The 25,742-nt window shown below is 57.6% G+C and carries 23 protein-coding genes; 2 read left to right on the top strand and 21 right to left on the bottom strand.

Annotation, left to right across the window (positions count from 1 at the left end; all coding sequences use genetic code 11):
* Positions 1-65: 65 nt before the first annotated feature.
* Entirely contained in the window at positions 66-1,724 is a 1,659-nt protein-coding gene (locus tag JNX03_RS00270; protein ID WP_203210513.1) for a BCCT family transporter, read from the bottom strand.
* A 131-nt stretch (positions 1,725-1,855) separates the two neighbouring features.
* On the opposite strand from JNX03_RS00270, the gene JNX03_RS00275 reads away from it, so the two are divergent.
* On the top strand, positions 1,856-2,791 hold the full coding sequence (locus JNX03_RS00275; RefSeq protein WP_203210514.1) for a LysR family transcriptional regulator: 936 nt from the start codon (positions 1,856-1,858) through the stop codon (positions 2,789-2,791).
* A gap of 17 nt (positions 2,792-2,808) precedes the next feature.
* On the opposite strand, the gene JNX03_RS00280 is transcribed toward JNX03_RS00275, so the two are convergent.
* The 15 genes from JNX03_RS00280 to JNX03_RS00350 all read right to left on the bottom strand — a co-directional run bounded on the left by JNX03_RS00280 (position 2,809) and on the right by JNX03_RS00350 (position 18,264).
* Positions 2,809-5,262: a ligase-associated DNA damage response DEXH box helicase gene (locus tag JNX03_RS00280; RefSeq protein ID WP_203210515.1), complete on the bottom strand. Its 2,454-nt coding sequence runs from the start codon at positions 5,260-5,262 to the stop codon at positions 2,809-2,811.
* Between the two features lie 61 nt (positions 5,263-5,323).
* On the bottom strand, positions 5,324-6,109 hold the full coding sequence (locus tag JNX03_RS00285) for an NAD(P)-dependent oxidoreductase (RefSeq protein WP_203210516.1): 786 nt from the start codon (positions 6,107-6,109) through the stop codon (positions 5,324-5,326).
* Entirely contained in the window at positions 6,106-7,413 is a 1,308-nt protein-coding gene (locus JNX03_RS00290) for an ATPase (RefSeq protein ID WP_203210517.1), read from the bottom strand. The genes JNX03_RS00285 and JNX03_RS00290 overlap by 4 nt, the downstream gene beginning before the upstream one ends.
* A 69-nt stretch (positions 7,414-7,482) precedes the next feature.
* The gene (locus JNX03_RS00295; RefSeq protein ID WP_203210518.1) at positions 7,483-7,977 is read right to left on the bottom strand and encodes a prepilin peptidase; all 495 of its coding nucleotides are present in this window, start codon (positions 7,975-7,977) and stop codon (positions 7,483-7,485) included.
* Between the two features lie 4 nt (positions 7,978-7,981).
* The gene (locus JNX03_RS00300; RefSeq protein ID WP_203210519.1) at positions 7,982-8,833 is read right to left on the bottom strand and encodes a tetratricopeptide repeat protein; all 852 of its coding nucleotides are present in this window, start codon (positions 8,831-8,833) and stop codon (positions 7,982-7,984) included.
* A gap of 42 nt (positions 8,834-8,875) precedes the next feature.
* The gene (locus JNX03_RS00305; RefSeq protein WP_203210520.1) at positions 8,876-9,454 is read right to left on the bottom strand and encodes a tetratricopeptide repeat protein; all 579 of its coding nucleotides are present in this window, start codon (positions 9,452-9,454) and stop codon (positions 8,876-8,878) included.
* Positions 9,454-10,428, bottom strand: coding sequence for a type II secretion system F family protein (locus JNX03_RS00310; protein ID WP_203210521.1), 975 nt, complete (start codon positions 10,426-10,428; stop codon positions 9,454-9,456). The genes JNX03_RS00305 and JNX03_RS00310 overlap by 1 nt, the downstream gene beginning before the upstream one ends.
* Positions 10,429-10,439: 11 nt before the next feature.
* The gene (locus JNX03_RS00315) at positions 10,440-11,402 is read right to left on the bottom strand and encodes a type II secretion system F family protein (RefSeq protein WP_203210522.1); all 963 of its coding nucleotides are present in this window, start codon (positions 11,400-11,402) and stop codon (positions 10,440-10,442) included.
* 11 nt (positions 11,403-11,413) lie between these two features.
* On the bottom strand, positions 11,414-12,859 hold the full coding sequence (locus JNX03_RS00320; RefSeq protein WP_203210523.1) for a CpaF family protein: 1,446 nt from the start codon (positions 12,857-12,859) through the stop codon (positions 11,414-11,416).
* A gap of 22 nt (positions 12,860-12,881) precedes the next feature.
* Positions 12,882-14,120: an AAA family ATPase gene (locus JNX03_RS00325; RefSeq protein WP_203210524.1), complete on the bottom strand. Its 1,239-nt coding sequence runs from the start codon at positions 14,118-14,120 to the stop codon at positions 12,882-12,884.
* Positions 14,121-14,400: 280 nt separating this feature from the next.
* Entirely contained in the window at positions 14,401-15,096 is a 696-nt protein-coding gene (locus JNX03_RS00330; protein WP_203210525.1) for an OmpA family protein, read from the bottom strand.
* Entirely contained in the window at positions 15,083-16,519 is a 1,437-nt protein-coding gene (locus JNX03_RS00335; RefSeq protein ID WP_203210526.1) for a type II and III secretion system protein family protein, read from the bottom strand. Before JNX03_RS00335 ends, JNX03_RS00330 begins: the two co-directional genes overlap by 14 nt.
* A 206-nt stretch (positions 16,520-16,725) precedes the next feature.
* On the bottom strand, positions 16,726-17,583 hold the full coding sequence (gene cpaB, locus JNX03_RS00340) for a Flp pilus assembly protein CpaB (RefSeq protein WP_203210527.1): 858 nt from the start codon (positions 17,581-17,583) through the stop codon (positions 16,726-16,728).
* Between the two features lie 195 nt (positions 17,584-17,778).
* Positions 17,779-17,964, bottom strand: a complete 186-nt coding sequence (locus JNX03_RS00345; protein WP_203210528.1) for a hypothetical protein — start codon at positions 17,962-17,964, stop codon at positions 17,779-17,781.
* Positions 17,965-18,078: 114 nt separating this feature from the next.
* Entirely contained in the window at positions 18,079-18,264 is a 186-nt protein-coding gene (locus JNX03_RS00350) for a hypothetical protein (RefSeq protein WP_203210529.1), read from the bottom strand.
* A gap of 368 nt (positions 18,265-18,632) precedes the next feature.
* On the opposite strand from JNX03_RS00350, the gene JNX03_RS00355 reads away from it, so the two are divergent.
* On the top strand, positions 18,633-19,436 hold the full coding sequence (locus JNX03_RS00355; RefSeq protein ID WP_203210530.1) for a lytic transglycosylase domain-containing protein: 804 nt from the start codon (positions 18,633-18,635) through the stop codon (positions 19,434-19,436).
* A 144-nt stretch (positions 19,437-19,580) separates the two neighbouring features.
* Here the strand turns inward: JNX03_RS00355 and JNX03_RS00360 are convergent, their stop codons facing one another.
* From JNX03_RS00360 to dprA, 5 genes are all read right to left on the bottom strand, one after another.
* Positions 19,581-20,204, bottom strand: a complete 624-nt coding sequence (locus tag JNX03_RS00360; RefSeq protein ID WP_203210531.1) for a 3-oxoacid CoA-transferase subunit B — start codon at positions 20,202-20,204, stop codon at positions 19,581-19,583.
* Between the two features lie 3 nt (positions 20,205-20,207).
* Positions 20,208-20,903 carry a CoA transferase subunit A gene (locus JNX03_RS00365; protein ID WP_037910123.1) on the bottom strand — a complete coding sequence of 232 codons (696 nt, stop codon included), beginning with the start codon at positions 20,901-20,903 and terminating at the stop codon, positions 20,208-20,210.
* A 98-nt stretch (positions 20,904-21,001) separates the two neighbouring features.
* Complete coding sequence (locus JNX03_RS00370; protein WP_203210532.1) at positions 21,002-21,565, bottom strand: L,D-transpeptidase; 564 nt, start codon at positions 21,563-21,565, stop codon at positions 21,002-21,004.
* A 117-nt stretch (positions 21,566-21,682) separates the two neighbouring features.
* Complete coding sequence (gene topA, locus JNX03_RS00375; protein WP_203210533.1) at positions 21,683-24,304, bottom strand: type I DNA topoisomerase; 2,622 nt, start codon at positions 24,302-24,304, stop codon at positions 21,683-21,685.
* A 228-nt stretch (positions 24,305-24,532) separates the two neighbouring features.
* Entirely contained in the window at positions 24,533-25,717 is a 1,185-nt protein-coding gene (gene dprA, locus JNX03_RS00380; RefSeq protein ID WP_203210534.1) for a DNA-processing protein DprA, read from the bottom strand.
* Positions 25,718-25,742 lie beyond the last annotated feature (25 nt).

A 25,742-nucleotide genomic window follows, 5' to 3' on the forward strand; every position in this document is an offset into this window, starting at 1 on the left:
CCCCTCATAACGCAACGGCCCGCCGGACCAAAGGTCGGCGGGCCGCGCAACTGCTCGATCTTGTTTTAATGACTTTCGGATGTTTCCGGATCAAAGGTGGTGGTCACGCCTACCGCCTCGCGGCGGCCATCATTGTAGATCGCCTTGATCAATGCGATCCACATCAACACCATAACTAAAGAGAACGGCAATGCCCCGATCACCATCGCCGTCTGGATCGCGGTCAAGCCGCCCACCAGCAACAGCGCCGCAACCACAGCCGCCAGTGCCGCACCCCAGAACAGGATATGCGGACGCGCCTTTGGCCCTTCGTCGCCTGCGGCATTGATGGTGTTCACGATCAAAACCGCCGAGTCTGCCGAGGTCACAAGATAGGTCATCAGCAAGATAACGATGATCACCGCCATGCCCCAACCCAGAACCTCTCCCAGCATCAGGCCGGTCATGGCAAAGATCTTGTCGCCATCGCTGGCCCCAAAGATCGCGCCATCGGCTGCGCCGTTCAACTCCATGTCGATGGCTGTGCCGCCCGCAAAGGAGAACCAGACAAAACACATGATCGCAGGCACAATCAACGCGCCCAGAACAAACTCACGAATGGTGCGCCCCCGCGAGATCCGTGCAAGGAACAAGCCAACAAAGGGTGCAAAAGCCACCCACCATGCCCAATAGAACACGGACCATGCGCCCTGCCAGCCTTCAAGCTTGTCCGCAACGCCGCCTGTGCCATCGCCGGAATAGACGGTAAACATCATCGACGGCAGGTTAATGATGTATTCCCACATGCCCACGAACAACGCCTGAACGCCAAACCAGGTGGAGCCAAACAGCATCAGGAACCCAAGCAAGAAGATCGACAGACCCATGTTGATATTGGACAGCCATTTGATGCCCTTACCCACGCCGGACAGCGCCGACAGGGTTGATGCGCCCATGATGATCACAATGGCCACGATGATGCCCAGCGAGGACGCCGTGCCTTCGTCGTTCATCAGCCACTCGCCAATGCCGATCCGGCTCATCCCGGCAACAAACTGTTCGACACCGAAGCCCAGCGTCTGCGCAACCCCAAGGATTGTTGCAATCACCGCCACAATGTCGATCACAGTGCCCAGCGGACCAGACAGCGCCCTGCCAAACAGCGGTGTCAGCGAGGACCGGATGGTGAGCGGCAAACCGCGGCGATAGGCGAAATAGGCCAATGACAGGCCAGCGATGGCATAGGAGGCCCATGCCGAAAAGCCCCAGTGCAGGTAGGACCATTGGTAGGCATTGATGAAATTCTCTGCCGTGCCGCCCTCAACCGCGCCCTGAATAACCTCAGGATTGTTGCGGAAATGGTAAATCGGTTCGGCCACGGCCCAGGTCAACATGCCGACCCCGATGCCCGCGCCAAACATCATCGAGAACCACGAAAAATTTGAAAATTCCGGCACATCGTCCGGCAGACCCAGCTTGAGCCGTCCGGCGGCGGGCCAGAGGGCCAGCGCGATGCAAACCAGAACAAACGAGGCCATCACATAGATGTACCAAAGACCAAAGTTGGCCAGAATAAAACTGTTGAACCCGGACAGGACCGAACCGGCCTGTTCGGGAAAGGCGACGGCCCAAATGACCAGCGCGCCAACGACCAGTTTTGACGTCACGGTGACATCGACGTTGAAGCCTGAATAAAATCCCTTGTCCGCCGTCTTGATCGGCAGATCGGTTAATGGTGGTTGCATCTTGGTTATTCCCCCCTGTGCCGCTCTGCCTGCGCACCACCTGCGACCTACGCAGATATGAACGGCAAAGCTTTTTCCTATGAGAGAAATGTGTAGAGTATGGTTTTTTGCCGTTGAAGTGAGAGAATTGAATGGCTCCCATAACCAATAGCTATCGCCACCTGCTGTGGAGCGTGGCCGACCTTTGTGCATTTGTCGTGGTTTGCCGCAATGGCAGCATCACCCGCGCGGCCAAGGAGCTGGGCGTCTCTCAACCCAGTTTGAGCAAGCGCATCAAGAATCTCGAAGAGACTTTGCAAACCGAATTGTTCTTTCGCCGCTCGACCGGGATCGAACTGACAGGCAGTGGCGCGGCCCTGTTTCAGATGGCGGCAGAGCCGCTCGACACGGTTGCACATCAGTTCGACCAGAGCCGCCGCCGCACGGCGCCCAACCGCGTATTGATCGCTGTGGACTATGCCTTTGCCTCTTTCTGGTTGCTGCCGCGCCTGCCGATGTTGCGTGAACATCTGGGCGAGATTGATCTGCGGGTTCTGGCCTCGCAAGACCCGTTGCAGGAAAGCGATGTGCAGCCGGATATCTCAATCTTTATGGCGGCCAAACCCGATGTAGGCCCCGAGGCGCATTTGCTGTTCCCCGAAGCTGTGTCCGCCATCGCAAGCCCTCGATTTTTGGAAACGATAGGACCTCTGTCCGATGCGAATGACCTATGGGACTATCAATCCAAACTGTTGCATCTGGGCGCGGGAAACACCGCTGCCCCCTGGTTTGATTGGCCTGAATGGCTGTCCCACGCAGGCGGGCGCAGCGGGGTCTTGCAAAAGGGTGCGACGTTCAACACCTATGAAATGATCATCCGCGCGGCGGTGTCGGGGCAGGGGATCGCACTGGGCTGGCACAGCCTGATCGACGATCATATCGCCAACGGAGAGTTGGTCGAAGTGTTGCCGCATGTCGTGACCTCAGGACGGGGCTATTTCGTCAAGATCAATCACCCCGCGCCGCGCAAGGGGTCCATTACGACACGGGTTCAAGACTGGATCGTCAGCGAAAGCGGGGCAAAATGATCGGGCTATGGTACAGGTCAAAAACCCGCCCGCCAGCGCGGCTTGTCCGAGGGCGGCGGTGTGATCTGCGCAAGGCCCGAGGTTTCCATCAAACGGGTCGCCTCTTCGGCCAGCAGGCGCTCCTCGGCCGCGCCTTTGACCGGCACACGGCCCATTTCCAGAAACAGCGGCGCGGACAGCGGGGTCACGCGGGACAACCGTTTGTGGTCAATCCGGCCATCCACCCGGGCGATCATCTCTTCAATACGGCCAAAATCGACCAAGCCGCGCAGCGCTTCTTCACGGGTGATCTGCATCATCAGATGATCAGGGTCATAGCGCAGCAAAGTGTCATACAGGATATCTGACGAAAAGGTTGCCTGCCGCCCCGATTTTCGGGCCGAGGGTGTGTTGCGTTCGATCAATCCGGCAATGGTCGCGGAGGCACGAAAGGTGCGTTTCATCACCGCGTTACCGGCCAGCCAGGTCTCAAGCCCGTCCTGCAACGCGCCCAGATCGAACAGCGGCGCAGGGTCATCCACCGCATCCAGCCCCCAAATCAGCGTGGCATAATCCGTGGCAACAAAGCCCATCGGATGCAGTCCCAGTTCCTCCATCCGTTTGGTGAGGAGCAATCCCAACGTCTGCATCCCGTTGCGCCCGGCAAAGCCGTAAATCACAGTCTGTTCGCGCCCATCGTGGGGGAAGCTTTCGATGAGCAAACGCCCCGGCTGCGGCAACTGGCTGACCTCCCGTTGTAGGGTCAACCACTCCGCCGTGTGGCGCGGCAGTTCTGGCCAGCTGTCTTGCGTGAACATATGCTGGACCCGCGCAGAAAGCTGGGTGGAGGTGGCAAATTTGGTGCCCATGAAGGTAGCGATCTTCGGCTTTTTGGCGGCGTCACGGCTGACCTCGACGGTCATCTCGCGCAGGCCCTCGTATTTGACGATCTGTCCGCCAATCAAAAAGGTATCGCCCGGCGTCAGGGTCGCGGCAAAGCCTTCCTCGACCTCGCCCAGCGGTTTGCCACCGCGATTGCGCCGCATCCGAACCTTGAGCGTATCGGTGTCCTGAATGGTGCCGATGTTCATGCGGATGCGCTGTGCGGCGCGGGGATCGCGCAATTGCCATTGGCCATCGGGCCGCTGCAACAGCCTTTGCCAACGGTCATAGGCCTGCAAGGCGTAACCGCCTGTGGCGCAAAATTCGAGACAGGCGTCAAATTCTGCGCGGGGCAGGGCGGCATAGGCTCCCGCGCTGGTCATTTCGGCAAAAAGATCATCGGCGTTAAAGGGGCCGGCGCAGGCCGCAATCAGGATGTGTTGGCACAGAACATCCCGTGGGCCGGGGCCGCGCGGATCACCGTCCAGATCACCGGCCAGCACCGCATCCAACGCCGCCACACATTCCACCACCTCAAAGCGGTTTGCGGGCACCAGCAGAGCCTTGGATGGCGCATTATATCGGTGGTTGGCGCGGCCGATCCGCTGCACCAGACGTTTGACGTTCTTGGGCGCACCGATCTGTATCACCAGATCTACATCGCCCCAGTCGATCCCCAAATCCAGACTGCCGGTGCAGACAATCGCCCGCAAATCCCCGCGCACCATCGCCGCCTCGACACGGGCGCGTTGTTCGCGATCCAGCGATCCGTGGTGGATGCCGATCGGCAAGCTCTCATCGTTGGCAAGCCACAAATTATGAAAGAAAATTTCCGCCTGCGCACGGGTGTTGTGAAAGATCAAGGTGGTTTGGTGTTTCTTGATTTCCTCCAGCACAGCGGGGATGGCATAGGCCGCGCCGCCGCCCGACCATGGCGGCGCTTCATCGGTGCGGAGCATCCGGATATCGGGTGCCGGTCCGGGGTCCGCCTGCAAAATCTCGCAGGGATCCGGATGGCGGGCCATGAAATGCGCAATGGCTTGTGGATCTTCGACGGTGGCTGACAGACCCACCCGTTTTAGATCAGGGCAGATCGTCTGCAACCGCGCCAGGGCCAGCATCATCTGGTCGCCCCGTTTGCTTTCGGCCAGCGCGTGAATTTCGTCAATCACAACCCGCTTCAACCCTTTGAACATGCGCGGCGCATCTTCATAACTGACCAGGAGGGCAAGGCTTTCCGGTGTGGTCAAAAAGATATGCGGCGGGTCGGCCCTTTGCCGTTTGCGGCGGGTCGCGGTGGTGTCGCCGGTGCGCTCATCAATGGTGATCGGCAGGCCCATTTCCGTGACCGGTGTGGTCAGATTGCGTTTGATATCCGCTGCCAGCGCCTTGAGCGGCGAGATGTAAAGCGTATGCATTCCCTGATGATCTCCCTCCGCCAAATCAACCAAGGTTGGCAGAAAGCCAGAGAGAGTTTTCCCGCCCCCGGTGGGTGCAATCAACAACAGCGCGGGTGCATCGGCGCGGTCCAGCATCTGTTGTTGATGCGGGTGGATCGACCAGCCCTTGCTGGCGAACCATTGGTCAAATTTGGGGGGCAGGGCGTTCATGCCGGTTAAGATAGCACCGCTGGCATGGTGGACCAGCGAGATCGGCGCAAGGCTGTGATTTTCACTTGCGCGGCGTCAGTTGCCCGATCTGGGTTTGCACCATTTGTGGCAATGACAGATCGGCCCCTTCCGGCGCGGCGTCGAGCGCACTTTGCACGTCCTTGACCAGAATGCCGATGGTGTTGTCCGCCGCCAGGCCGTCGCGGGCAAATTCGATACTGTCAAAGCCGGAGGCAAACCAGTTTTGCCCTGATGATGTGTGAATGAGATTCAAAAGCTTGCGTTCGTCGAGGCCCGCAGCATCCGCCCAATCCAAGACCAGACGGGTCATCGCGGTGTTGGAAGCGGCCAACAGATTGTTCAGCACTTTGGCCTGCATCCCGCTGCCAAAATTCCCCATCCTGTGGAAATGCGCACCCATCGCATCAAACAGCGGTTGCGCGGCATCCAGATCGGCTTTCGCCCCGCCCAACATAAAGCTGAGACGCGCCTCCTGCGCGGCGATCTGTGCGCCGGACATGGGTGCGTCAATCAACGTGATGTGAGGGGGCACCCTGTCCCGCAAGGCCCGCACATAGCGCGGTGACAATGTGGAGCTGATGATGATCGTCTTGAGGCACGGGGCGGAGGCAAAGCACTGATCGTCAAATAGAACAGCATCGGTTTCCGTGATGTCACGCACAACTGTGATCAGAATTTCCGTTTCATCGTAAAGGCTTGCCAGATCATCTGTCACGCCTGCCTGATCCACCGGGCGCACATCAAACCCGTTGGCATCAAACCCAGCAACGCGCAGCGCAGCGAGCATTGGCCCGCCCATGCGCCCGCAACCCGCAACCGTGATCATTTGACGATATGCTCGTCCTTGACGAACATATTGGCCCATGCGCGATCAATCAGGTCGGGGGACATCTGGTAGGGGATGCCCTCAAATTCGCAGATCGAAATCATCTGGTCGATCAGGAAAATCGGCTGATAGTTGGCATAAAGATTGTCGATGGTCGGGTATTTGACCTTCAGCAAATGCACCAGCGTCGCCTCATCCAGCGGCATGCCGCGCTTCTTGGCGACCATGGCAAAAATCTTGAGAAAGTTCTGCTGGTTCGGTCCGTCAATCTTGATCTTGAAAAAGATCCGGCGCAGGGCCGCTTGGTCAAAGATCTCATTCGGGTGGAAGTTGGTGGAGAAGATCACCAGCGTGTCAAAGGGCACCTCGAACTTTTCGCCCGATTGCAGCGCCAGAATGTCCTTGCTTTCTTCCAGCGGAACAATCCAGCGGTTGACGATGCTTTGCGGTGGCTCTTTCTGGCGGCCAAGGTCATCCACAATAAAGATCCCGCCGGTCGATTTGAGTTGCAGCGGCGCCTGATAGGTCCGCGCGGTGGGGTTATAGACCAGATCCAGCATATCGAGCGAAAGTTCACCACCCGTGATCACCGTGGGCCGTTCACAGCAGACATAGCGCGTGTCAAACCGTGTCACCCGGCGCAGCGAGGTCGGATCTTGCACGTCCGCTTCGGCTTGGGAATGCACGATTGGGTCATAGACCGTGATCACCTGACCTGCATATTCGATGGCATAGGGCACATAAACCTTGTCGCCCAATGCATCCCGTATCCCGTTGGAAATGGAGGATTTACCGTTGCCCGGAGGGCCATACATCAAGATTGAGCGCCCGGCCGAGACCGCAGGCCCAAGGTGGTCAAGCAAGCTGTCGGGCAGGACAAGATGCCCCATCGCTCCGGTCAATTGTTCGCGGGTGATCTGCAGATTGCGCACCGATTGGCGTTTGACCTGTTCACGATAAACATCTAGCGGCACCGGCATCGGGCCGAAATATTCGGATTGGGCCAATGCATCCAGCGCACGCGCCTTGCCCGCATCGGTCAGCTGATAACCCATCTCATTGCCATTGTTGGCATTCAATGTGCCGGTTGCCTCGATCAGGCGCTGATCGCGCCCCATGTCGATCAGTTCTTGCGTCACCGGTATCGGTAGGCAAACCGCTTTTGCCAGTTCACTGACCATATCGATGCTCTTGCGGAACATCGTCTTCAGCAGGATATCCCGCATCATCGTGGTGGGCAGCAGCATTTCCTCAATCCGCTTGGGCGGAGGAGGGGCCATAACATTGGTGGCTTGCATGTTCATGACATGGTTCCTTGCGTGATCAGACCGGTCTTTCTCACCATGCAGGTTAAGACCTGAATATGGCGTTTATCAGGCACCGTAGATGGCCCCGAGAATGAGATAGATGGTCAAAGCCGGGCCAAGCGCGAGGCCCATGGGGAATTTCTTGTTCTGGGTCCAGCTTTCCCAATGGGGGGCCAGCCGGCGTAAAGGTGTGTACTTGGCGCTGCGATGGGTCACTGCCGCCGCCAGAAGGGTGGTCATAAAGATCATCGTCAACATACCGAGATCACCCAAGGCTACGTAAGGTGCTGCGGCGGCTGCAAATTTTGCGTCGCCCGCCCCCAAGGCACCTGCGGCGTTCAGCACCATGCCAACCACCAGAACGATACCCAATGCCGCGAGCCGCCAGAGGTAGGCGTCAAAGGGCATCAGGAAAAAACCGAGCACCACAAAAACCAGCGCCAAAAGCAGCACGGATGGGTTGGTGATGCGCATTTCGGCCATATCCGTAAATGCCACATAAAGGCAGATCGGCAGAACAAACGGTAAGAACCACCAGGCATGTGCGGCGACGATGGCCATCCGCTTAGCCGTTTTCTAGGGCACGCAAGGACCGCACAGCCGCTTCGAAGTGCTGTGGATGTGTGTCAATCGCTTCGCGCAGCAGGTTCTTGCCAATTTCGACGTCGCCGCGTTTGATCGCCGAAAGAGCCATCGTATGCAGCAGTTGCGCACGTTCTGTCTGGTCCATCGGAATAACGGGCAGGGTGTAATCGCGCTGCGCCGCACGGGCAATCACGAGGTTGTTCTTGGCGGTGAACAGCGTGTCGTCCTGACGGATTGCATCCGAGAACAGGCGCTCAGCCTTGGCATATTCGCCGCGGGTCAGCTTGGAATAGCCCCAGTTGTTCATGACGGACGCAGGGGTGGTGGTCAGGCCCACAGCAATTTCATAGAAGCTGTCGGCTTTTTTCCATTCTTTCTGGCTGTCTGCCACCAAGGCCTCAAGCCGGTACCGCTTGAAGGTTTCATGGGTGGGCGGCACGTCGTCCAGCACCTTTTCCGCTTTGGTCCAGTTGCCGGCGCGGATCAAGGCATCGGCCAGGTTCACGCCGTCTTCAGATGTGGCCCCTTCCATCTTGGTGACTTTCTCCCATGCGATCACACCTTCGGTGATGCGCTTGGCCCGGACCAAGGATGAGGCAAGCCCGCGCTGGTGGTCAATGCGGGTGGGGTCTTCTTTGATGGAGCGGGCAAAGTAATTCACGGCCTCATTCGGGTCCGCAACTGTCAGCATCACATCGGAAAGGTTGCTTTCATCGACAACGTTCACGTCCTTAAAGGCCCGTTCAACGGTGGCGTTCGCGTCTTTTTCACCGCAGCCTGCAACAGCGGTAACGCCTGCAAGGCAGGCGGCCAAAACGATAGGGTGGCGCATTTTGTGCGTCCTTTTACTGCTCAATTCAGACGTTTGGCGTCATCACAGCGAAGAACGGATCAAGTAGTCCCCTCCGCCCCGACGCACCAACTTATAATTATTGTCGTCAAGCTCAGATATACCAGAATTTTCGGATTTTGCGAGTGCTAAGCGCAGATTGTCACGGATTGCGTCACTTTCGCCATTGTCGAGCGCATAGGCCTTGCGAAAGATCTGTTCCGCCTCGGTGGTTTTGCCCCGTTCCATCAACACAACGCCGAGATTGTTCCATGCCTCAGGCAATGCATCGGAGCGTTTGACCGCCCGTCGCAGCAGGGTTTCGGCCTGTCCCAAACGCCCCAATCCAAGGTTCGCCGTGCCCAGACCAGAAAGGATTTCACTATCAACCCCCTGTTCCAATGCGGCGCGGTTGAATGATTTGATCGCCAGTTCGTATTGTCCGGCGGCAATCAAGCGGTGGCCAACTTCGATCCCGTCCACAGCATCGGCGCGTTTGTCCACGCCGGGGGCAAAGGGGCTGTCGCCCTGCGCAGAAAAGCCGCCCGTTGAACAGGCGGCCAATCCGAATGAAGCTGTAAGAAGCAGGGCGTGGAGCGATCCGCGCCGAAATGCTTTTGTCATTATTGCCCAGGTCCGCTGATCTTGCCCAATTCAGTGATGCCATGGACCGAAGGACCAACCAGAATGATCAGCAACGGCGGCACCGTCAGCATCATTGTGGCAAGGGTCATCTTTGTTGGCAACTTGTTTGCGGCCTCTTCGGCGCGCATCACCCGTTTATCTCGCATCTCGCCAGCATAAACCCGCAGGGCGTCTGCAATGGACGTACCGAAAGCGGCAGATTGAACCAGAACCGTTACGAAAGACGACACGTCCTGCACACCGCAGCGTTCGCCCATGTCGTTCAGCACGGTGATCTTGTCTTTACCGGCCTTCATCTCATAGGCCACCACTTCAAACTCTTCGGACAAGGCCTGATAGGATGCCCGCAATTCCTTGGCCACACGAACGATACATTGATCCAGCGATTGACCGGCCTCAACACAGACAAGCATCATATCAAGCGCATCTGGAAAACCACGGGTGATTTCCTCTTTGCGGGCCTCGACCCGGCGGGTGACCCAGTATTTCGGCAGATAATACCCGATCGCACCGGGGCCGATGGTCCACATCATGGTCTTTTGCGTGCTCAGCCCTTCGCCGCCACCCAGAAAGTTTGTGTAAACCACGCCGCCAAGCAGGCCGATGAGACCAAGCGCCATCTGTGCAAAATAGAACATCCGCACCGCATCACGCGACTGGTAGCCAGCCTGACGCAGCATCAATTGTTTGGCGCTCAGTTCGGCCACATCTTCAGGCTCAAGAAACTTGGCAAACTTCTGCAATTGCTCATTGCCCTCGGACTGACGCAGGCGTTTGGCCTTGTCCTGTCCTGAGGGGCTTGCCGAGGTCCGCTTGAGCTTGTTCAGTGGATCTTCGGGTTGCCGCAAGATCATGACCACCATGGTCACGATCATCAGGAACCCGATCACACCGGCGCCAATCACAAGGCCAAGTCCGCCCAGTTGCGCATCTAATTCTTGAAGAAATTCCATCTCAAGGGTCCTTAAACTTTAATGTCGGTCAGCACGCGCATCACGAACAGATTGACCGAAAGGAAAATGCCAACGAGAAAACATGCGGGAATAAACAACGCGTGGTCCTTCACATCGTCATAATAATGCGGGTCGCTTACGTTGATGACGATCAGTGCCACAATCGGGAAGGCAGACAGGAATTTGCCAGACCATTTGGCCTCCGCCGTGATCGCCTTGACCCGGCGGAACAGACGGAAACGGGCGCGGATCACTTTGGCCAGACCGGCCAGGATCTCGGCGAGGTTACCACCCGACTGCTGCTGGATGGTCACGGCGACGGCAAGGAACCGCAAATCCTGCATGTCCAGACGTTCTGCCATGTCTTTGAGCGCCTCGCCCACGTCACGGCCATAGGCACTTTCGTCTGCGATCACGCCAAATTCAGAGGCCAAGGGATCTTGGATTTCTTTGGATACGATGGAGATTGCGTTGGAGAACGGATGGCCCACCCGCAAGGATCGCACCATAAGTTCGATGGCGTCAGGCAGCTGTTCCTCGATCATCCCCATGCGTTTGCCAGCCTTGGACGACACCCAGAAGTAGATTGCACCGATGCCAATGCCGACAGAGATCAGTGCACGCACAGGCGGTTCTGTTTCGGTGCCGACCGTCAGGCCGAGAAATGCGAGCACGGCAACGCCGCCCATCAGCATGATCAGCTGCTTGGGGGTAAAGGCAATCGCGGCCTTTTGCGCCTTTTCCGACAACAATGAATACAGCGGAATGGTCTTGCTATCCATGTGCTGCTGCATTTCCTTGCGCAGCTGATCCAGCACCTCTTCACGGCGCGAGCCTTTCTCCAGCATCTCAAGCCGGCGGTTCACGCGGCTGTTGAGACTGATGGATTTACCAAAAGCCACCAGATAAATGCCTTCGACCAGCACCAGCACGCCGATGAAGATCAGGCCATAGATAATTGGTTCGGCACTCATGACATCAATCCTTACTGAGCTGCGACAGGTTCGTAGATGGAAGACGGCAGATCATAACCCCACATGCGGAAGCGTTCAGCAAAGTGGCTGCGCACGCCGGTGGCCGTGAAATGGCCGATAATCTTGTTGTCCGGTGTCAGGCCAACCCGCTGATAGCGGAAGATTTCCTGCATTGAGATCACGTCCCCTTCCATCCCGGTAATTTCGGTGATGGAGGTCATGCGGCGCGAGCCATCTTGCAGGCGCGAGGCCTGCACGATCAGGTTCACAGCCGAGGAAATTTGGCTCCGCACCGCTTTGAGCGGCATTTCGATACCGGCCATCGCGATCATATTTTCCAAACGGGACACGCCATCACGGGCAGAGTTGGCGTGGATCGTGGTCATGGAACCGTCGTGGCCGGTGTTCATGGCCTGCAACATGTCGATAACCTCTTCGCCGCGGGTCTCGCCCACGATGATCCGGTCCGGACGCATACGCAGGGCGTTTTTCAGACAATCGCGCGGGGATACTTCACCTTTGCCCTCAACGTTCGGCGGGCGGCTTTCCATCCGGCCAACGTGGGTCTGCTGAAGCTGAAGTTCCGCGGTATCCTCAATCGTCAGGATACGTTCGGCGTTGTCGATAAAGGATGACAAGGCGTTCAGGGTTGTTGTCTTACCGGAACCTGTACCGCCAGAGACGATCACATTGAGGCGCGTGGCAACAGCAGCCTGCAAATAAGCGGCCATCTCTTCGGTAAAGGCACCAAAGTTCACCAGGTCATCAATGCCCAGCTTGTCCTTTTTGAACTTACGAATGGAAACAAGGCTGCCATCAACAGCAACCGGTGGCACCATTGCGTTGAAACGCGATCCGTCTTTCAAACGGGCATCCACATATGGGTTGCTCTCGTCCACACGGCGGCCCACGGCGGAAACGATCTTGTCGATAATCCGCAGCAGGTGACGTTCGTCTTTGAATGTAATGTCGGTCAGTTCCAGTTTGCCGGCGCGTTCTACAAAGATCTGTTGCGGGCCGTTCACCAGAATATCGTTGACCGTTTCATCCTTGAGCAGGGTCTCAAGCGGGCCAAGGCCCGTGACTTCATCAAAGAGCTCCGAATTGAGCGTCATTCGGTCTTCGCGGTTCAGAACGATGCTTTTCTCAGCGAGAATCTCGGAGGAAATCGCGTTGATTTCCTGGCGAAGCTCTTGCTCGGTCGCGTGTTCAAGAGCGGCGAGATTGAGGTTGTCCAGCAATGACCGGTGCAGCTCCAGCTTGATGTCACTCATCCGTTGCTTGCGCTTAACGTCCCGATCAACAGGGGCCGCAGCGGCGGGCTGGGCCGCTTTGCGCGTCACTGTCGCGATTGGAGCTGGCGCCTTTGCGGCGTCCTTGATCGGTGTGACGGTGGCCGGAGCCTTTGCCTTTTCCGGTGCGGAGGCCGCGGATGGTTTTTTATACTTCGAAAACATCGGAGTGCCTTTCGGTCAGGGTTCAGGCGGCTTGGGCCTGATCGCCCTTGAGGTCATGAATGGAATTCGCCAGCTTTGCGATTTCGCGGCGCAGCGGGCTTTTGGGTGCGGAATTGGCCAGTGGCAAACCGTGGTCATTGGCTTGGGTCACCGGCTTGCCGCCATCAGGCATTTGCAAATCAATGGAAATATCCAGCGATTCTGCCATCCGTTTGACCCGGCTCTTGGCGTTCAAATCCGTAAACTTGGGCGCGCGGTTCAGAACATAGCGCAACTTTTCCACGGGCAGCTCTTCGGATTGAAGGGCCCGTTTAAAGCGCAGTGCGTTCTGTGCGCAGCGCATATCCAGTTCGATCATCGTAAAGTACACATGGGCGTTGGACAGCACAGTTTCCGACCATTGCACCAGCGTCGAAGGCATATCGACCACAACATAGTCAAACTGGTTGCGGGCCATGTCCAGAATGCGTCCTACGTCTTCGGAAGTGATCAGATCCAGCGGCAGCATCTCAGCCGGGGCTGTCAGAACTTGAAGCCGATCCTCGAATGTAACCAGGGATTGGCCAAAGATTTCCTCGTCCATGTTCTCGGTATCGGACAGCATCTCGTAAACGGCCTCACGGCGCGGCAGATCCAGGAATGTCGCAACCGAGCCATACTGTAGATCGAGATCCAGCAGACAGACCGATGGTGGATTTTTCTTGTCGACGTTGGCCAGCTCCCACGCGAGGTTCACCGCCATCGTGGTAGATCCGGTGCCGCCGGCCAAACCGTGGACAACCAACAAAGCGCCGTCCTTTTTTGTGCCGGCCTTAAGTTGCGGTGCAGCGGGTTCGGGCTCTGCCTCGACGGTTTCACCTGCGCGAACCCGTGATATGGCCTGGATCAACTCCCCTTCGGGAAGCGGGTAGGGGACAAACTCATCCGCGCCTTGACGCAAAAGCGAATGCAAGGCGGCAGGGGTCACATCCTCAGCGATCAGGATCACCTTGATGTCCCGCGCTTTTGCTTGCGTAATAATCTCTGTCATCAGAACGAGGTTCTCCTCATCTGATTCGTCCAAGGCCAACGCGATGAACTCCATCGCTTCGGCCTCCGGTTGGCTAAAGAAGGCAAGGGCCTCGGCAAATCCGAGATCCCCCCAGCTTTCACCAAGCGCATCTTCCATATCCTCGATCAACAGATCGAAGTTCTGCACGTCGCGGCTGACGGTGCAGGCGACGATTGCTGCTGTTTCGGGTTGCGGCATACTGCTGCTCATAGCCATATTCCTTTACTCGCAAGGGCTGGGCAAAGGGTTAAGCTGCGCCAATTAGGCTTGCCTGTCTTTGCACTGACCCATGTCTGGCATTTTGCGCAGACACATTTGTTCTCACACAGTGGTATCGCAGCCAAGTTGGGCGAGATTGGGGCCAAAAAACCTCCATTGTTGGGTATGTTGAAACGATCACCCGTCAAAGTGGTGATTGATCAAAAGCAAAAAGCCGGCGAAAGCGCCGGCTTTTCTTGGTGAAATCAATCCAACTATCTGATTTTTATCGCTATTCTGCGACATTCCCAAGCGCGGTTCCGGTCAATTCAGTCGGAGGCACGGCGCTGGCGATGTAATCGCGGTAAATGATCTGTGCATACTTTCCATCCAGCACGGTTGGGTGCCGTTTCACAAAGCCGCTGACCTCGGTCACGGTGCGCCGGTTCTTGCGTTCGCGGCCCTGTGTGACGATCAATGGTTGTGTCTCGCCAAAGGAGGCAACCGCTTCGAGTCTGCGGCGGCTGATGCCTTGCGATGTCAAATAAGCCACGGCCGCATTGGCACGGCGCAGGCCCAGGCTACGGTTATAGCGGTTGGACCCGACCGCATCGGTATGTCCATAGACACGGAAGCGGATCTCAGGGAACTGCCGGATCCAGCTGGCCTGCTGGCGCAGGATGGCCTGTGCCTGAGCGTCCAGTTTCGATGAATTGAATGCAAAATTCACCGTTGAATCGACTTCGGCGGCAAAACGGTTGGCCAAATCGATGGTGTATTGCCGTTCACCCGTCATCACCAAGCGGTTGTTGAGGTTCGCGTCACCAAAAGAACCCGTGTCGGCAAGGGCACCTGCCTCACGGTAGAACTGCGTGTAAACCGGATCGGAGCTAGGCGCACAGCCCAGCAAGGCCGCGGCACTTACGGCCAGACCTGTTATCTTGAGTCGTTTGGTCATCACGCTTTTCATCGGTTCAATCCAATACATAGCCGTATGAGCCGCCAAAATCCTGCTTGGCAACTTCGCCTGCGGCACCTTTCTTGGGTGCGCGGGTGCCATCAGCAGTACGGCCATAAAGGAACAGGTCTTTCTCGGTTGGCGGTCTGATCCGGTCTGTCGGCAGGGCCAAAGCTTCGCCGCGTGTCGGCGTGACCAGATGAGCGGTAACAATAATCACCAGTTCCGTTTGATTCCGCTGGTAGTCCGCAGATCGGAAGAGGGCGCCCAGAACCGGAACATCACCCAGCCACGGCAATTGCGTTGCATTGTCCGTGAAATCATCTTTCAGCAGACCGGCGATAGCAAAGCTTTCACCATCGCGCAGCTCAACAGTGCTGGAGGTCTCGCGCCGGGTAAATGCGGCGATCTCGATGCCGTTGCCCAATTGCAAGCTGGTTGTTGGGTCAATTGCCGAAACCGCAGCCTTAAGCTCAAGGTTCACGAGGTCTTTGTCGACCACGCGCGGGATGAAGGACAATTCTACACCGAAGGGTTTGAATTCAACGGAAATCCGGTTCTCAGACTGGGCTACCGGGACAGGATATTCGCCGCCAGCAAGGAATTTTGCCTCCTGACCGGAGAGCGCAACAAGGTTTGGCTCGGCCAAAAAGCGAACAACGCCCTTTTGCTCAAGCGCCTCAAGCAGAATGCCAACCTGTGTGGAACCGGCATTAAACCCGAACAGCACAGCACCAGCGTTCTGATTGAGGTTGGGGATATTGCCGCCCAATGAGGTGGCGACGCTGCTGGAAGTATTGGTTGTTCCGGTGCCGCCATTGAGGCCCGTGCCACCAATCGCCCCGTTCAATGACAAGGATGCGCCCAGCGATTTGGACACGTTGCGCTGCATCTCGGCAAAGCGCACTTTCAGCATGACCTGCTGAATGCCGCCCACGCTCATGAGATTTGAGACACGTTCCGGCGCATAGCGTTCCGCAAGATCAAGGGCACGTTGCAAACGCTGGGTCGAAGAGACCACGCCTGACAGGACAATCCCGTCATTGGCGGTGCGCACTTCGATCTTTTCACCCGGAAGGATCTGCCGCAGACGTTCTTTGAACTCCGACACCTCTGCCGCGACGCGGACATCAACGTTGGTAATCAACTGCCCGCTTGCATCAAGCAGGGTCAACGTTGTCAGACCGGGCGATTTGCCCAAAACGTAAATTGTACGGTCAGACAGCGAAGAGATATCCGCAATGTTCGGGTTGGCGATGCTCAGCTCCGCAAAGGGGATGTCACTTTCGACAACCACCGCGCGGTTCATGGGAACGTTGAGCTTGGTGTTCACGCCCTTTTTGACAACACGCAAAGTATCCGCCATCGCCGGAGAGGGCGCGGACAAAGCCAATGGCATTGCGCCAATCGTCAGCCCAACGAGGGCTGCTTTTAGAAATCTATCGATTTTCATGTGACCTGCCTTTTTGATCACGCCTCAATGATGGGTCTTTTCGCCCGTCGTTGGCGTTACTGTGCGTCAGATTATGTTTCATTGCAAGAATCATTGACTGGATAGCGTTGCCCCATGTGGGCAATTGGCAACATAGTTCAAATGCAAACAACGCCGCACAGGGATGCGGCGCTGTTCAGGATATGGGGTAAACTTGCGGATTTGGTTCAGTTTGTGCAGGGGATTGGCAGTTCGACCACCTCTGCGCCGCGGCGTGTGCGGATGGTGCAAACCTTTTCCTTTTCCACTTCGACCGCAGCTTCCTGCGCTTCAAAACCCAGCAAGGATCGCTGATCGACATTGATCGCCTCGGCGATTGTGTCGTCTTCGGCACCCACAAGCGACAGGCTCAGCTTGCCGGTTGATTGAGCCTGGGCCAAGGCCGCCACCTGTTGTGGGCTGATGGCGACCGTCACAGTGCGGGCAATGGTTGCCTCGTTCACTTCGCCACCGGCGCTTTGGTCAACCGCAATCAGCTTCACGCCTGCTTCGATCAGTTTGGTGATCTCGCCTTTGGAGTCGTTGCGACCAAAATCGGCGCGACCGGTCCAGTAAACATCCACGCGATCGCCGGGGCGCAAGAAACCGGAAACACCGCTGGAAACGTCTACCTTGATCGTAAAGGCGCGTTTGCCGCGCTCAAGACGGGAGGTCAGACCGGTGTCTTCACCCGGTTCGGTGACTTTCACAGCCATGATCGCTTCGTCTTTTTCGATGGCACGCAGAACCACGCGCAATTCGTCTGTATTTTCAGGGAACAAAACGGTTTCTTCGACAAACGCGCCTTCCGGGATGGCATTTTCAGGCCAATCAACGGCGCGCACATCCTCTTTGGTCAGTCGTTGACCATATTTCAGGGCATCCTGGGCCACATAGACTGTGACTGTCGGAACAACTTTGGCCAAGGCTTCCTGAGCGCGCGCGTTCGCTACTTGATATTGCGCGATCCGATCCTTGGCGAGATATACAGCCCCACCGGCAAGCGCGATGCCCACCAAAAGGACCAGTCCAAATACCATCCGCATTTCATTCACCTCATGTTTGTCGCAGCCAGGTTGATCCCGGTGCAATCGTCTCTGCTCTGATCTTTAGCGCATGAATGTGGCGATACTTTGGTCTGTCCAAGGTGCGAAAAGGACTATTGCTTTGCTTGATCAGGGGTCATGCGCCCGATCTGAATGTTCAAAAGGGCCGCCAAAGCAGCCCTGATAGGTCTTTTGTCAGAAGTTGCCAGCGTCTCTGCTGGACATGTAGTCTCCGGTGCCTTCGCCCAGGTTGTCCGAACTGCCCTGAATGGAAAGCATCGCAGCTCCCGCAAGGGCAACAACCGCGGCAGTGAGTACCACCCAGTCAACTGTGACGGCACCGTCATCAGATTTGAAAAATTTCTTGATCGCATTAACCATAGCTTCACCTGTGGATCGCTGGGAGCGGCTTCTGCCTGCTTATTCAAAAAATGGGGCCGCGTCCTGTCATGCAGAACGCGACCCCCTTGATCTGTCTAGGTCGTCGTGTCCAACTTAAGGAGTGTTAGGGTTACGACCGTCCAGGTATGTAGATGTGTTACCGGTCAGTGTGGTTGCACCGGTGGAGATGGATGTGTAGGCGGCAACGGCCAGGCCAACAACGGCGGCGGTCAGCACAACCCAGTCAACAGTCACAGCACCGTTTTCGTCTTTGCGGAAGTTTTTGATAAAGTTCATCATGGTATGTCCCTCCAAGGATCATCTGGTTTAAAGTTGTAACCCTGCCGTCCGTCTGTGGCGCCGTTTCTCTCAGTTGGCTGCCTGTCCGACTTGGTATGACGCTATATAGCCGGGTGAATGGGGCATGAATTTGGCGGCAAATGTGACTTTTTCATTTACTGGTTAAGAAATTTGAGGAAATTCTTTAACCGACTGTTTCTGATGGGTAAATTAACCCAAAAAATTTGAAAGTTGAGTTTGGGAGCCGCAAAGCAGCGGCAAATGGGGCAAAATCGCCACGTTCTTCGCCACGATTGGCTGGTTTGAAAGGGCATTTCATGGGATATTTCCGCCCAATCGAGCCCATAAGCACAAAAAAGCAGGCAGGCATGTACCGATTTTTTGGATATTCGCTCCTTTTGGCGAGTCTGGCAGCCCCCGTGGCCTATGCAGACGGGCCGAAACCCTTCCCCCAGTTCGAATCCAAACGGATCAAAGCCCCCAAGGCTGGTAAAACCGGGCGCATCACCGTTCAGATCGAAGATACGCCCGCTGCGGTCGTCACACCCGAGGCCGTGGCAACCCCATCTGGCGCCATCGCGGCCAAGGCACCGGGCCGCTATGACTGGTTCTGGGACAAGATATCGCCTGATGCGGCCAGATCCGGCCCCGGACGTTTGCAGCCCGCGTTGGATACATTGGCCGGGGGCAAGGTGCCCGCGCCACGGTTGCAGCAGATGCAAGACATTGCCAGGATCAACGGAATCGACATCCTGCGGGCCACGATCGGGACACAGGTGTCTCCGGCATTGGTTTTGGCGGTGATCACTGTCGAATCCGCGGGCAAGGCAGACGCGATCAGCGGGGCGGGGGCCGAGGGCCTGATGCAGCTCATGCCGGATACAGCCGCGCGGTTCGGGGTCTCTAACAGCTTTGATGCCGATCAGAACATTCAAGGTGGTGTGAAATACCTCGATTGGCTGATGGGAGAGTTTGAACACGACCCGATATTGGTTCTGGCCGGATATAATGCCGGTGAAGGATCAGTGCGCAAACATGCCGGCGTGCCGCTCTTTGCCGAGACCCGTGACTATGTACCCAAAGTGCTGGCTGCCTTTCAGGTGGCGCGGGGCCTATGCAAAAGCCCGCCGGAGCTGATCAGCGATGGCTGTGTGTTCGCGGCGATGAAGTAAACGCATCAACGACAGGGCGCGTTTGCATCTGCGGATGCTCTTGAGTTTTTCTTGCCAAATGAAGAGGGGCCGCGGCCGAGCCCCACAAAAAAAGCACCGCCCGAGGCAGGCGGTGCTTTCGCATTCCAGGAATGAATAACACGCTTAGACGATTGTCGCCTGTGTGGCGGCGCGCAACTCGTCTTCGGTGACGCCATCGGCGGTTTCAACAATACGCAACCCGCCTTCAACCACATCCAGCACACCCAGATTGGTGATGATCCGGTCTACGACCTTTTGACCGGTCAGCGGCAGGGTGCATTCTTTCAGCACCTTGCTGTCGCCGTGCTTGTTGGTGTGATCCATCACAACCACCACACGGCCCACACCGGCAACCAGATCCATCGCGCCGCCCATGCCTTTGACCAGCTTGCCGGGAATCATCCAGTTTGCCAGATCGCCGTTCTCGGCCACTTCCATTGCGCCGAGAATCGCCATGGCGATCTTTCCACCGCGGATCATGCCAAAAGACTGTGCGCTGTCGAAATAGGCGGTCTGGGGCAGTTCGGTGATGGTTTGCTTGCCCGCGTTGATCAGATCTGCGTCGATCTCATCTTCGGTCGGGAAAGGGCCCATGCCCAGCATTCCGTTCTCCGATTGCAGCGTCACTTCGATCCCTTCGGGGATATAGTTGGACACCAATGTCGGAATGCCGATGCCAAGGTTCACATACCAGCCATCTTGCAGCTCTTGTGCGGCGCGTGCCGCCATTTGATCACGATCCCACATGGTTTAACCCTTCCGCACTGTACGTTGTTCAATCCGCTTTTCGTGTTCGCCCTGCACGATGCGATGCACGTAGATGCCCGGCAGATGGATCGTATCGGGGTCAAGCGACCCTGTTGGCACGATCTCTTCGACCTCGGCGATACAAACCTTGCCGCACATGGCGGCGGGCGGGTTGAAATTGCGCGCGGTCTTGCGGAACACAAGGTTGCCTGTCGCATCCGCTTTCCACGCTTTGACGATGGACAGATCGGCAAAGATACCTTCTTCCATGATGTAGGTCTCACCGTTGAAGTCTTTGTGATCCTTACCCTCGGCGATCACGGTGCCAACACCTGTCTTGGTGTAGAACCCCGGAATGCCGCAGCCACCGGCGCGCATCCGTTCGGCCAAGGTGCCCTGCGGGTTGAATTCAAGCTCCAACTCACCGCTGAGGTACTGGCGCATGAATTCCGCGTTTTCACCCACGTAAGAGCTGATCATCTTTTTGACCTGCTTGGTCTGCAACAGGATGCCGATGCCAAAATCATCCACGCCCGCGTTGTTGGACGCAAAGGTAAGGTTCTTGGTGCCGGCCTCTTTGATGGCCTGCAACAAAAGCTCGGGAATGCCGCAAAGCCCGAAACCGCCCGAGGCGATCAGCATGCCGTCCGACAGCACACCCTCCAATGCTTCGGCCGCTGAGCCGTAGACTTTCTTCATGGCAAACACTCCCCTTTGGCTGTCCAGAATACTCTGGCATACCTTTTGACGCCGCAGCGCGGCGAAGTCAAATTATTCAGCCGGAAAAGGCGTGCCGGTCAGATGATCCGCACCTGTGTGCCGACGGGCGCAATCTGGTATAGCGCCTCGATCATGTGATTATAAAGCCCGATACAGCCGTCCGAAGACTGTCGCCCGATCTTGCGGGTGTCATGGGTGCCGTGGATCAAATAGGCGGGCCAGCTGAGATACATCGCATGGGTGCCCAGCGGATTGTCCGGGCCGGGCGGCATGTATTTCAGTTCAGGATTGCGCTCCATCATTGACGGGGTCGGGGTCCAGTCGGGGCCGACACGCTTGCGCACAATCTTGGTATATCCGCGCTTGGTCAGCTCATCACTGCGCGGCACCGAGGTAGGATAGACAATGTAGGTCTCGCCATCGCCGCTCCAGAAATGCAGGGCGCGGGAGGTCGTATCGGCGACAATCGCCGCCTTGCCAAGAGTGTCGAAGTGGTCCTGCCATTGCTGCATCGTGAAACTGGTGGCGTTGCGGCGCACCGGGGGCAGGGCGCTGGGCTCTGCCCGCAACAGGGCAGGCGTGAACAGTGCCGCGCCGCTGGCCGCGATCATTCCGCGGCGGGTAAGAATTTTGCCTGACATGTCTTTGCCTCTCTTGGGGTCTGTTTCCCCGGTGATCGGAAAACAGCCGTGGAAAGGCAAATCACATATTCATGATCTGCGATCTGTGGTCGTAGAAGTGACGGCAAACCGCAGCGGTCAGTCCTTTGTTGCGGGCTTCTTCGCGGGCGCTTTTTTCTTGGCGGCTGGCTTTTTCGCTGCGGTTTTCTTGGCCGGAGCTTTCTTTTTGGTTGCCGCTTTGCGTTTGGCCGGGGATTTGGCGAGTTTCTCTTCGATCAACTCCACCGCGCGTTCCATGGTCAGATCTGCCGGTTCGATCTCTTTGGGGATCGTCGCGTTGACCTTTTCCCACTTCACGTAAGGCCCGTATTTGCCTTCCATGACATTGACGTCACCGCCCAGATCAGGGTGCTCGCCCATCTCGCGGATCGGTTTTGCTGCCTTGCCGCGGCCACCGCGGCTGGCGACTTTCTCTGCCAGCAATTGCACCGCGCGGTTCATGCCAACGGTAAAGACCTCATCAAGGCTTTCCAGGTTGGCATTGGTGCCGCCGCGATCCGATGTGCTTTCGGCATGTTTCAGATAAGGGCCATAGCGCCCGATGTTGGACCAGACCATGATCCCGTCTTCGGGGTGCGGGCCAATCTGGCGCGGCAGCGACAGCAGCATCAAGGCGCGGTCCAATTCCAACTCTTCGGCGGGCCAGTCTTTTGGCACCGATTGCCGTGGCGGTTTTTTGTTTTCTTCGGTCACCGGACCGCGCTGCACATAGGGGCCAAAGCGGCCTTTGAACACGCGGATCTCGTCGCCATTGTCGGTGCCAAGCAGCTTGCCATCAGGCGGGATCGCCGATTTTTCTGCCTCTGGGTCTGGCGGGCCAAAGGGACGTGTGTATCGGCATTCGGGATAGTTCGAGCACCCGATGAACGCGCCGCCCGACCGGGCCGTGCGCATGCTGAGCCGGCCTGCGCCGCAATGCGGGCACAGGCGCGGATCGCTGCCATCTTCGGTGGGCGGGAAGAGATGCGGCTCAAGAACCTCGTTGATCTTTTCCAGCACCTCGGTGATGCGCAGCTCGGATGTTTCGGCAATCGCAGCCGAGAAATCGCGCCAGAACCGGTGCAGCACTTCTTTATAGTCGGCGTCGGCTGCGCTGACCTGATCGAGCTGGTTTTCCAGATCGGCGGTGAAATCATAACCGATGTAGCGCCGGAAATAATTCTCAAGGAAGGCCGTCACCAACCGGCCCTTATCCTCGGGGATCAGACGATTGCCGTCCTTGCGGACATATTCGCGATCCTGAATCGTGGTAACGATGCTGGCGTATGTGGACGGGCGCCCAATGCCGAGCTCCTCCATACGTTTGACCAGTGTCGCCTCGGTGTAACGAGGGGGCGGTTGGGTGAAATGCTGTTCGGGCGTGACGGCGCGTTTGTCCATCTTGTCGCCTTCGGAGATCTGCGGCAGGCGCTTGTCATCCTCATCGACCACATCATCGCGGCCCTCTTCATAGACCCGCAGGAACCCGTCAAACAGAACCACCTGCCCATTGGCCCGCAGGCCGACCTGTTCATCCTTGCTGCCGATCTCAACCGTGGTGCGTTCCATCCGGGCCGAGGCCATCTGGCACGCCAGGGTGCGTTTCCAGATCAGATCATAGAGCTTGCGTTGGTCCGCTTCGAGGTTGAGCGATCCGGCGTCTTTGGTCATATCCGTCGGGCGGATACATTCGTGTGCCTCTTGGGCGTTCTTGGCCTTGTTCTTGTAAATGCGCGGCTCGCCCGGCACATAATCCGCACCATAGCGATCTTTGATCGCATCACGGGCCATTGTCACCGCCTCGGGTGCCATGTCGATACCGTCGGTCCGCATATAGGTAATATGGCCCGCTTCATACAGACGCTGCGCCGTGCTCATTGTCTGGCGCGCGCCCATGCCGAACTTGCGGCTTGCCTCCTGCTGCAGGGTGGAGGTCATGAAGGGGGCAGAGGGGTTGCGGCTGGCTGGTTTGGCTTCAACCGATACGACTGACAGATCGCGGCTGGTGATCGCCTGTACCGCCATTTCGGCCTGGGTCGCATCGCCAAGATCAAACTTGTCCAGCTTTTTGCCCGCCAATGTGGTCAGGCGTGCTTCAAACTCCTGACCGCGCGGGGTGGCCAGCAAGGCTTTGACGCTCCAGTATTCGCGGGCGCGGAAGGCCTCGATCTCCATCTCGCGTTCCACGATCAGGCGCAGTGTTACCGATTGCACGCGTCCTGCCGATTTTGCACCGGGCAGTTTGCGCCACAAGACGGGCGACAGGTTGAAGCCCACCAGATAGTCCAGCGCCCGGCGGGCCAGATAAGCCTCCACCAAGGGCATATCGACCTGGCGGGGGTTCTGCATTGCCTCGGTCACGGCCTTTTTGGTGATCTGGTTGAACACCACGCGGCTGACAGGCGTGTCTTTCTTGATGGATTTGCGTTTTGTGAGCGCCTCTTGCAAATGCCAGCTGATCGCCTCGCCCTCGCGGTCGGGGTCAGTCGCGAGGATCAATGCGTTGTCATCTTTGAGGGCGTCGGCAATCGCTTTGACGTGTTTCTTGCTGTCGCTGGCCACTTCCCACTTCATCTCGAAGTCGGCGTCGGTGTCGACAGAGCCATCCTTTGGCGGAAGATCGCGGACGTGCCCGTAGGAGGCCAGAACGGTGTAATTATCGCCCAGATATTTGTTGATCGTTTTGGCCTTGGCAGGAGATTCGACAACAACTACGGGCATAAAATAAGGCACCTTACATCAATTTTGGGTGGGCGGTTGCGCTGTCTCATGTGGGATGGGAGGGGGGATTGTCAATGCAGTGTTGCGCCAGCGCTCACGATTTTCTTGCAGGTGTGCAAGGCGGCTTTGGCATAATGGCGCCGCTCAGGAACGCCTTCTAGCGGCGTTAAGAGTTCTCGCTATGGTGGAGGAATTGACCCGGTCGCGGCGCCGCTTCGTTCTGGTCCTTCACACCGCTTTGGCTACCAATCCGCCGGGGCGTCTGGTGATCTGTCCATCCATCTCAAGATCGACCAACGCGGGGCCGACCTGGCCTGCGGGCGCCTTCAGATCCCGGATCAATTGATCTTCGGCCACGGGGGAGGGGCCAAGCCGCGACAGGATTTGCAGATGCAGGGATGCGGTTTCGCGCAAGCTGCGTTTGGCCTTGCCGGGTTGTGGGGTCGGGGCTGTTTTGCTTTGGGCGGGAGCTGCGTCAGATGCGGGCAATGGCAGCTCCGGCGCGGCGGCCAGTGTCGGCGCCAAGGCCTCAAGCACATCGGCGGCAGAGCGGACCAACACCGCACCATCGCGGATCAACATGTTGCAACCCGATGCACGTGCGTCAAAGGGATGGCCCGGCACCGCCAGCACTTCACGGCCCTGATCCAGTGCATCGCGGGCGGTGATCAGGCTGCCGGACTTTCCCGCCGCCTCGACCACAACAGTGGCCCGCGATAGGCCAGAGATGATCCGGTTGCGGGCGGGAAAATGCCGCGCCTTCGGTTGCAGGCCCATGGGTTGTTCGGACAGGCGCAGGCCGTTTTGCGGGATCAATCCGGCCAATTCGGTGTTTTCTGCCGGATACATTACATCAATACCGCCGGCCTGAACGGCAATCGTGCCGGTTTCCAGCGCGGCGTGGTGCGCAGCAGCATCAATGCCCCGCGCCAGACCTGAGACAACGACAAATCCTGCCTTCGCCAGATCCTTTGCCAGCGCCTTGGCCATGCGCGTGCCCAGCGAGGAGGCATTGCGCGCCCCGACCAGCGAGATCATAGGGCGGCTGAGAACATCCGTTTGACCGATCATCCAGAGGAAAGGCGGCGCATCGTCCAGTTCCGCCAGTGCCGCAGGGTAGGGAGAAGACCCCAGGATCAGCAACCGTGCCCCAGCCGCGCGGCCCGCCCGCAATTCGGCGCGCACCACGTCTTCGGGGCAGATCTCGTATCCTGAAACGCCCGCGGCACGCGCCACCTCAGGCAGCGCGGCCAACGCGTTCTGCGCCGTGCCGTGTTCAGCCAGCAGACGTTTATACGTCGAAATGCCGACCCGGCGCGAGCGCAACAGACGAAGTCGGGCAAACTGTTCGTCTTCCGGGGTGGGTGGGAGTGGGGGGTGAGTGGAAGAAGGATGTAGGTCCTTGTCAGTCATCCCGTTGTCTCCGTCCGTTGCAGAA

It is taken from the genome of Sulfitobacter mediterraneus, assembly GCF_016801775.1.
Taxonomy (GTDB): Bacteria; Pseudomonadota; Alphaproteobacteria; order Rhodobacterales; family Rhodobacteraceae; genus Sulfitobacter; species Sulfitobacter mediterraneus_A.

What these genes read in the sequence shown, in the direction of transcription:
- JNX03_RS00270 (WP_203210513.1), bottom strand. Translation starts at nt 1,724, where the DNA reads ATGCAACCACCATTAACCGATCTGCCGATCAAGACGGCGGACAAGGGA.
- JNX03_RS00275 (WP_203210514.1), top strand. Translation starts at nt 1,856, where the DNA reads ATGGCTCCCATAACCAATAGCTATCGCCACCTGCTGTGGAGCGTGGCC.
- JNX03_RS00280 (WP_203210515.1), bottom strand. Translation starts at nt 5,262, where the DNA reads ATGAACGCCCTGCCCCCCAAATTTGACCAATGGTTCGCCAGCAAGGGC.
- JNX03_RS00285 (WP_203210516.1), bottom strand. Translation starts at nt 6,109, where the DNA reads ATGATCACGGTTGCGGGTTGCGGGCGCATGGGCGGGCCAATGCTCGCT.
- JNX03_RS00290 (WP_203210517.1), bottom strand. Translation starts at nt 7,413, where the DNA reads ATGAACATGCAAGCCACCAATGTTATGGCCCCTCCTCCGCCCAAGCGG.
- JNX03_RS00295 (WP_203210518.1), bottom strand. Translation starts at nt 7,977, where the DNA reads ATGGCCATCGTCGCCGCACATGCCTGGTGGTTCTTACCGTTTGTTCTG.
- JNX03_RS00300 (WP_203210519.1), bottom strand. Translation starts at nt 8,833, where the DNA reads ATGCGCCACCCTATCGTTTTGGCCGCCTGCCTTGCAGGCGTTACCGCT.
- JNX03_RS00305 (WP_203210520.1), bottom strand. Translation starts at nt 9,454, where the DNA reads ATGACAAAAGCATTTCGGCGCGGATCGCTCCACGCCCTGCTTCTTACA.
- JNX03_RS00310 (WP_203210521.1), bottom strand. Translation starts at nt 10,428, where the DNA reads ATGGAATTTCTTCAAGAATTAGATGCGCAACTGGGCGGACTTGGCCTT.
- JNX03_RS00315 (WP_203210522.1), bottom strand. Translation starts at nt 11,402, where the DNA reads ATGAGTGCCGAACCAATTATCTATGGCCTGATCTTCATCGGCGTGCTG.
- JNX03_RS00320 (WP_203210523.1), bottom strand. Translation starts at nt 12,859, where the DNA reads ATGTTTTCGAAGTATAAAAAACCATCCGCGGCCTCCGCACCGGAAAAG.
- JNX03_RS00325 (WP_203210524.1), bottom strand. Translation starts at nt 14,120, where the DNA reads ATGAGCAGCAGTATGCCGCAACCCGAAACAGCAGCAATCGTCGCCTGC.
- JNX03_RS00330 (WP_203210525.1), bottom strand. Translation starts at nt 15,096, where the DNA reads ATGTATTGGATTGAACCGATGAAAAGCGTGATGACCAAACGACTCAAG.
- JNX03_RS00335 (WP_203210526.1), bottom strand. Translation starts at nt 16,519, where the DNA reads ATGAAAATCGATAGATTTCTAAAAGCAGCCCTCGTTGGGCTGACGATT.
- cpaB (WP_203210527.1), bottom strand. Translation starts at nt 17,583, where the DNA reads ATGCGGATGGTATTTGGACTGGTCCTTTTGGTGGGCATCGCGCTTGCC.
- JNX03_RS00345 (WP_203210528.1), bottom strand. Translation starts at nt 17,964, where the DNA reads ATGGTTAATGCGATCAAGAAATTTTTCAAATCTGATGACGGTGCCGTC.
- JNX03_RS00350 (WP_203210529.1), bottom strand. Translation starts at nt 18,264, where the DNA reads ATGATGAACTTTATCAAAAACTTCCGCAAAGACGAAAACGGTGCTGTG.
- JNX03_RS00355 (WP_203210530.1), top strand. Translation starts at nt 18,633, where the DNA reads ATGTACCGATTTTTTGGATATTCGCTCCTTTTGGCGAGTCTGGCAGCC.
- JNX03_RS00360 (WP_203210531.1), bottom strand. Translation starts at nt 20,204, where the DNA reads ATGTGGGATCGTGATCAAATGGCGGCACGCGCCGCACAAGAGCTGCAA.
- JNX03_RS00365 (WP_037910123.1), bottom strand. Translation starts at nt 20,903, where the DNA reads ATGAAGAAAGTCTACGGCTCAGCGGCCGAAGCATTGGAGGGTGTGCTG.
- JNX03_RS00370 (WP_203210532.1), bottom strand. Translation starts at nt 21,565, where the DNA reads ATGTCAGGCAAAATTCTTACCCGCCGCGGAATGATCGCGGCCAGCGGC.
- topA (WP_203210533.1), bottom strand. Translation starts at nt 24,304, where the DNA reads ATGCCCGTAGTTGTTGTCGAATCTCCTGCCAAGGCCAAAACGATCAAC.
- dprA (WP_203210534.1), bottom strand. Translation starts at nt 25,717, where the DNA reads ATGACTGACAAGGACCTACATCCTTCTTCCACTCACCCCCCACTCCCA.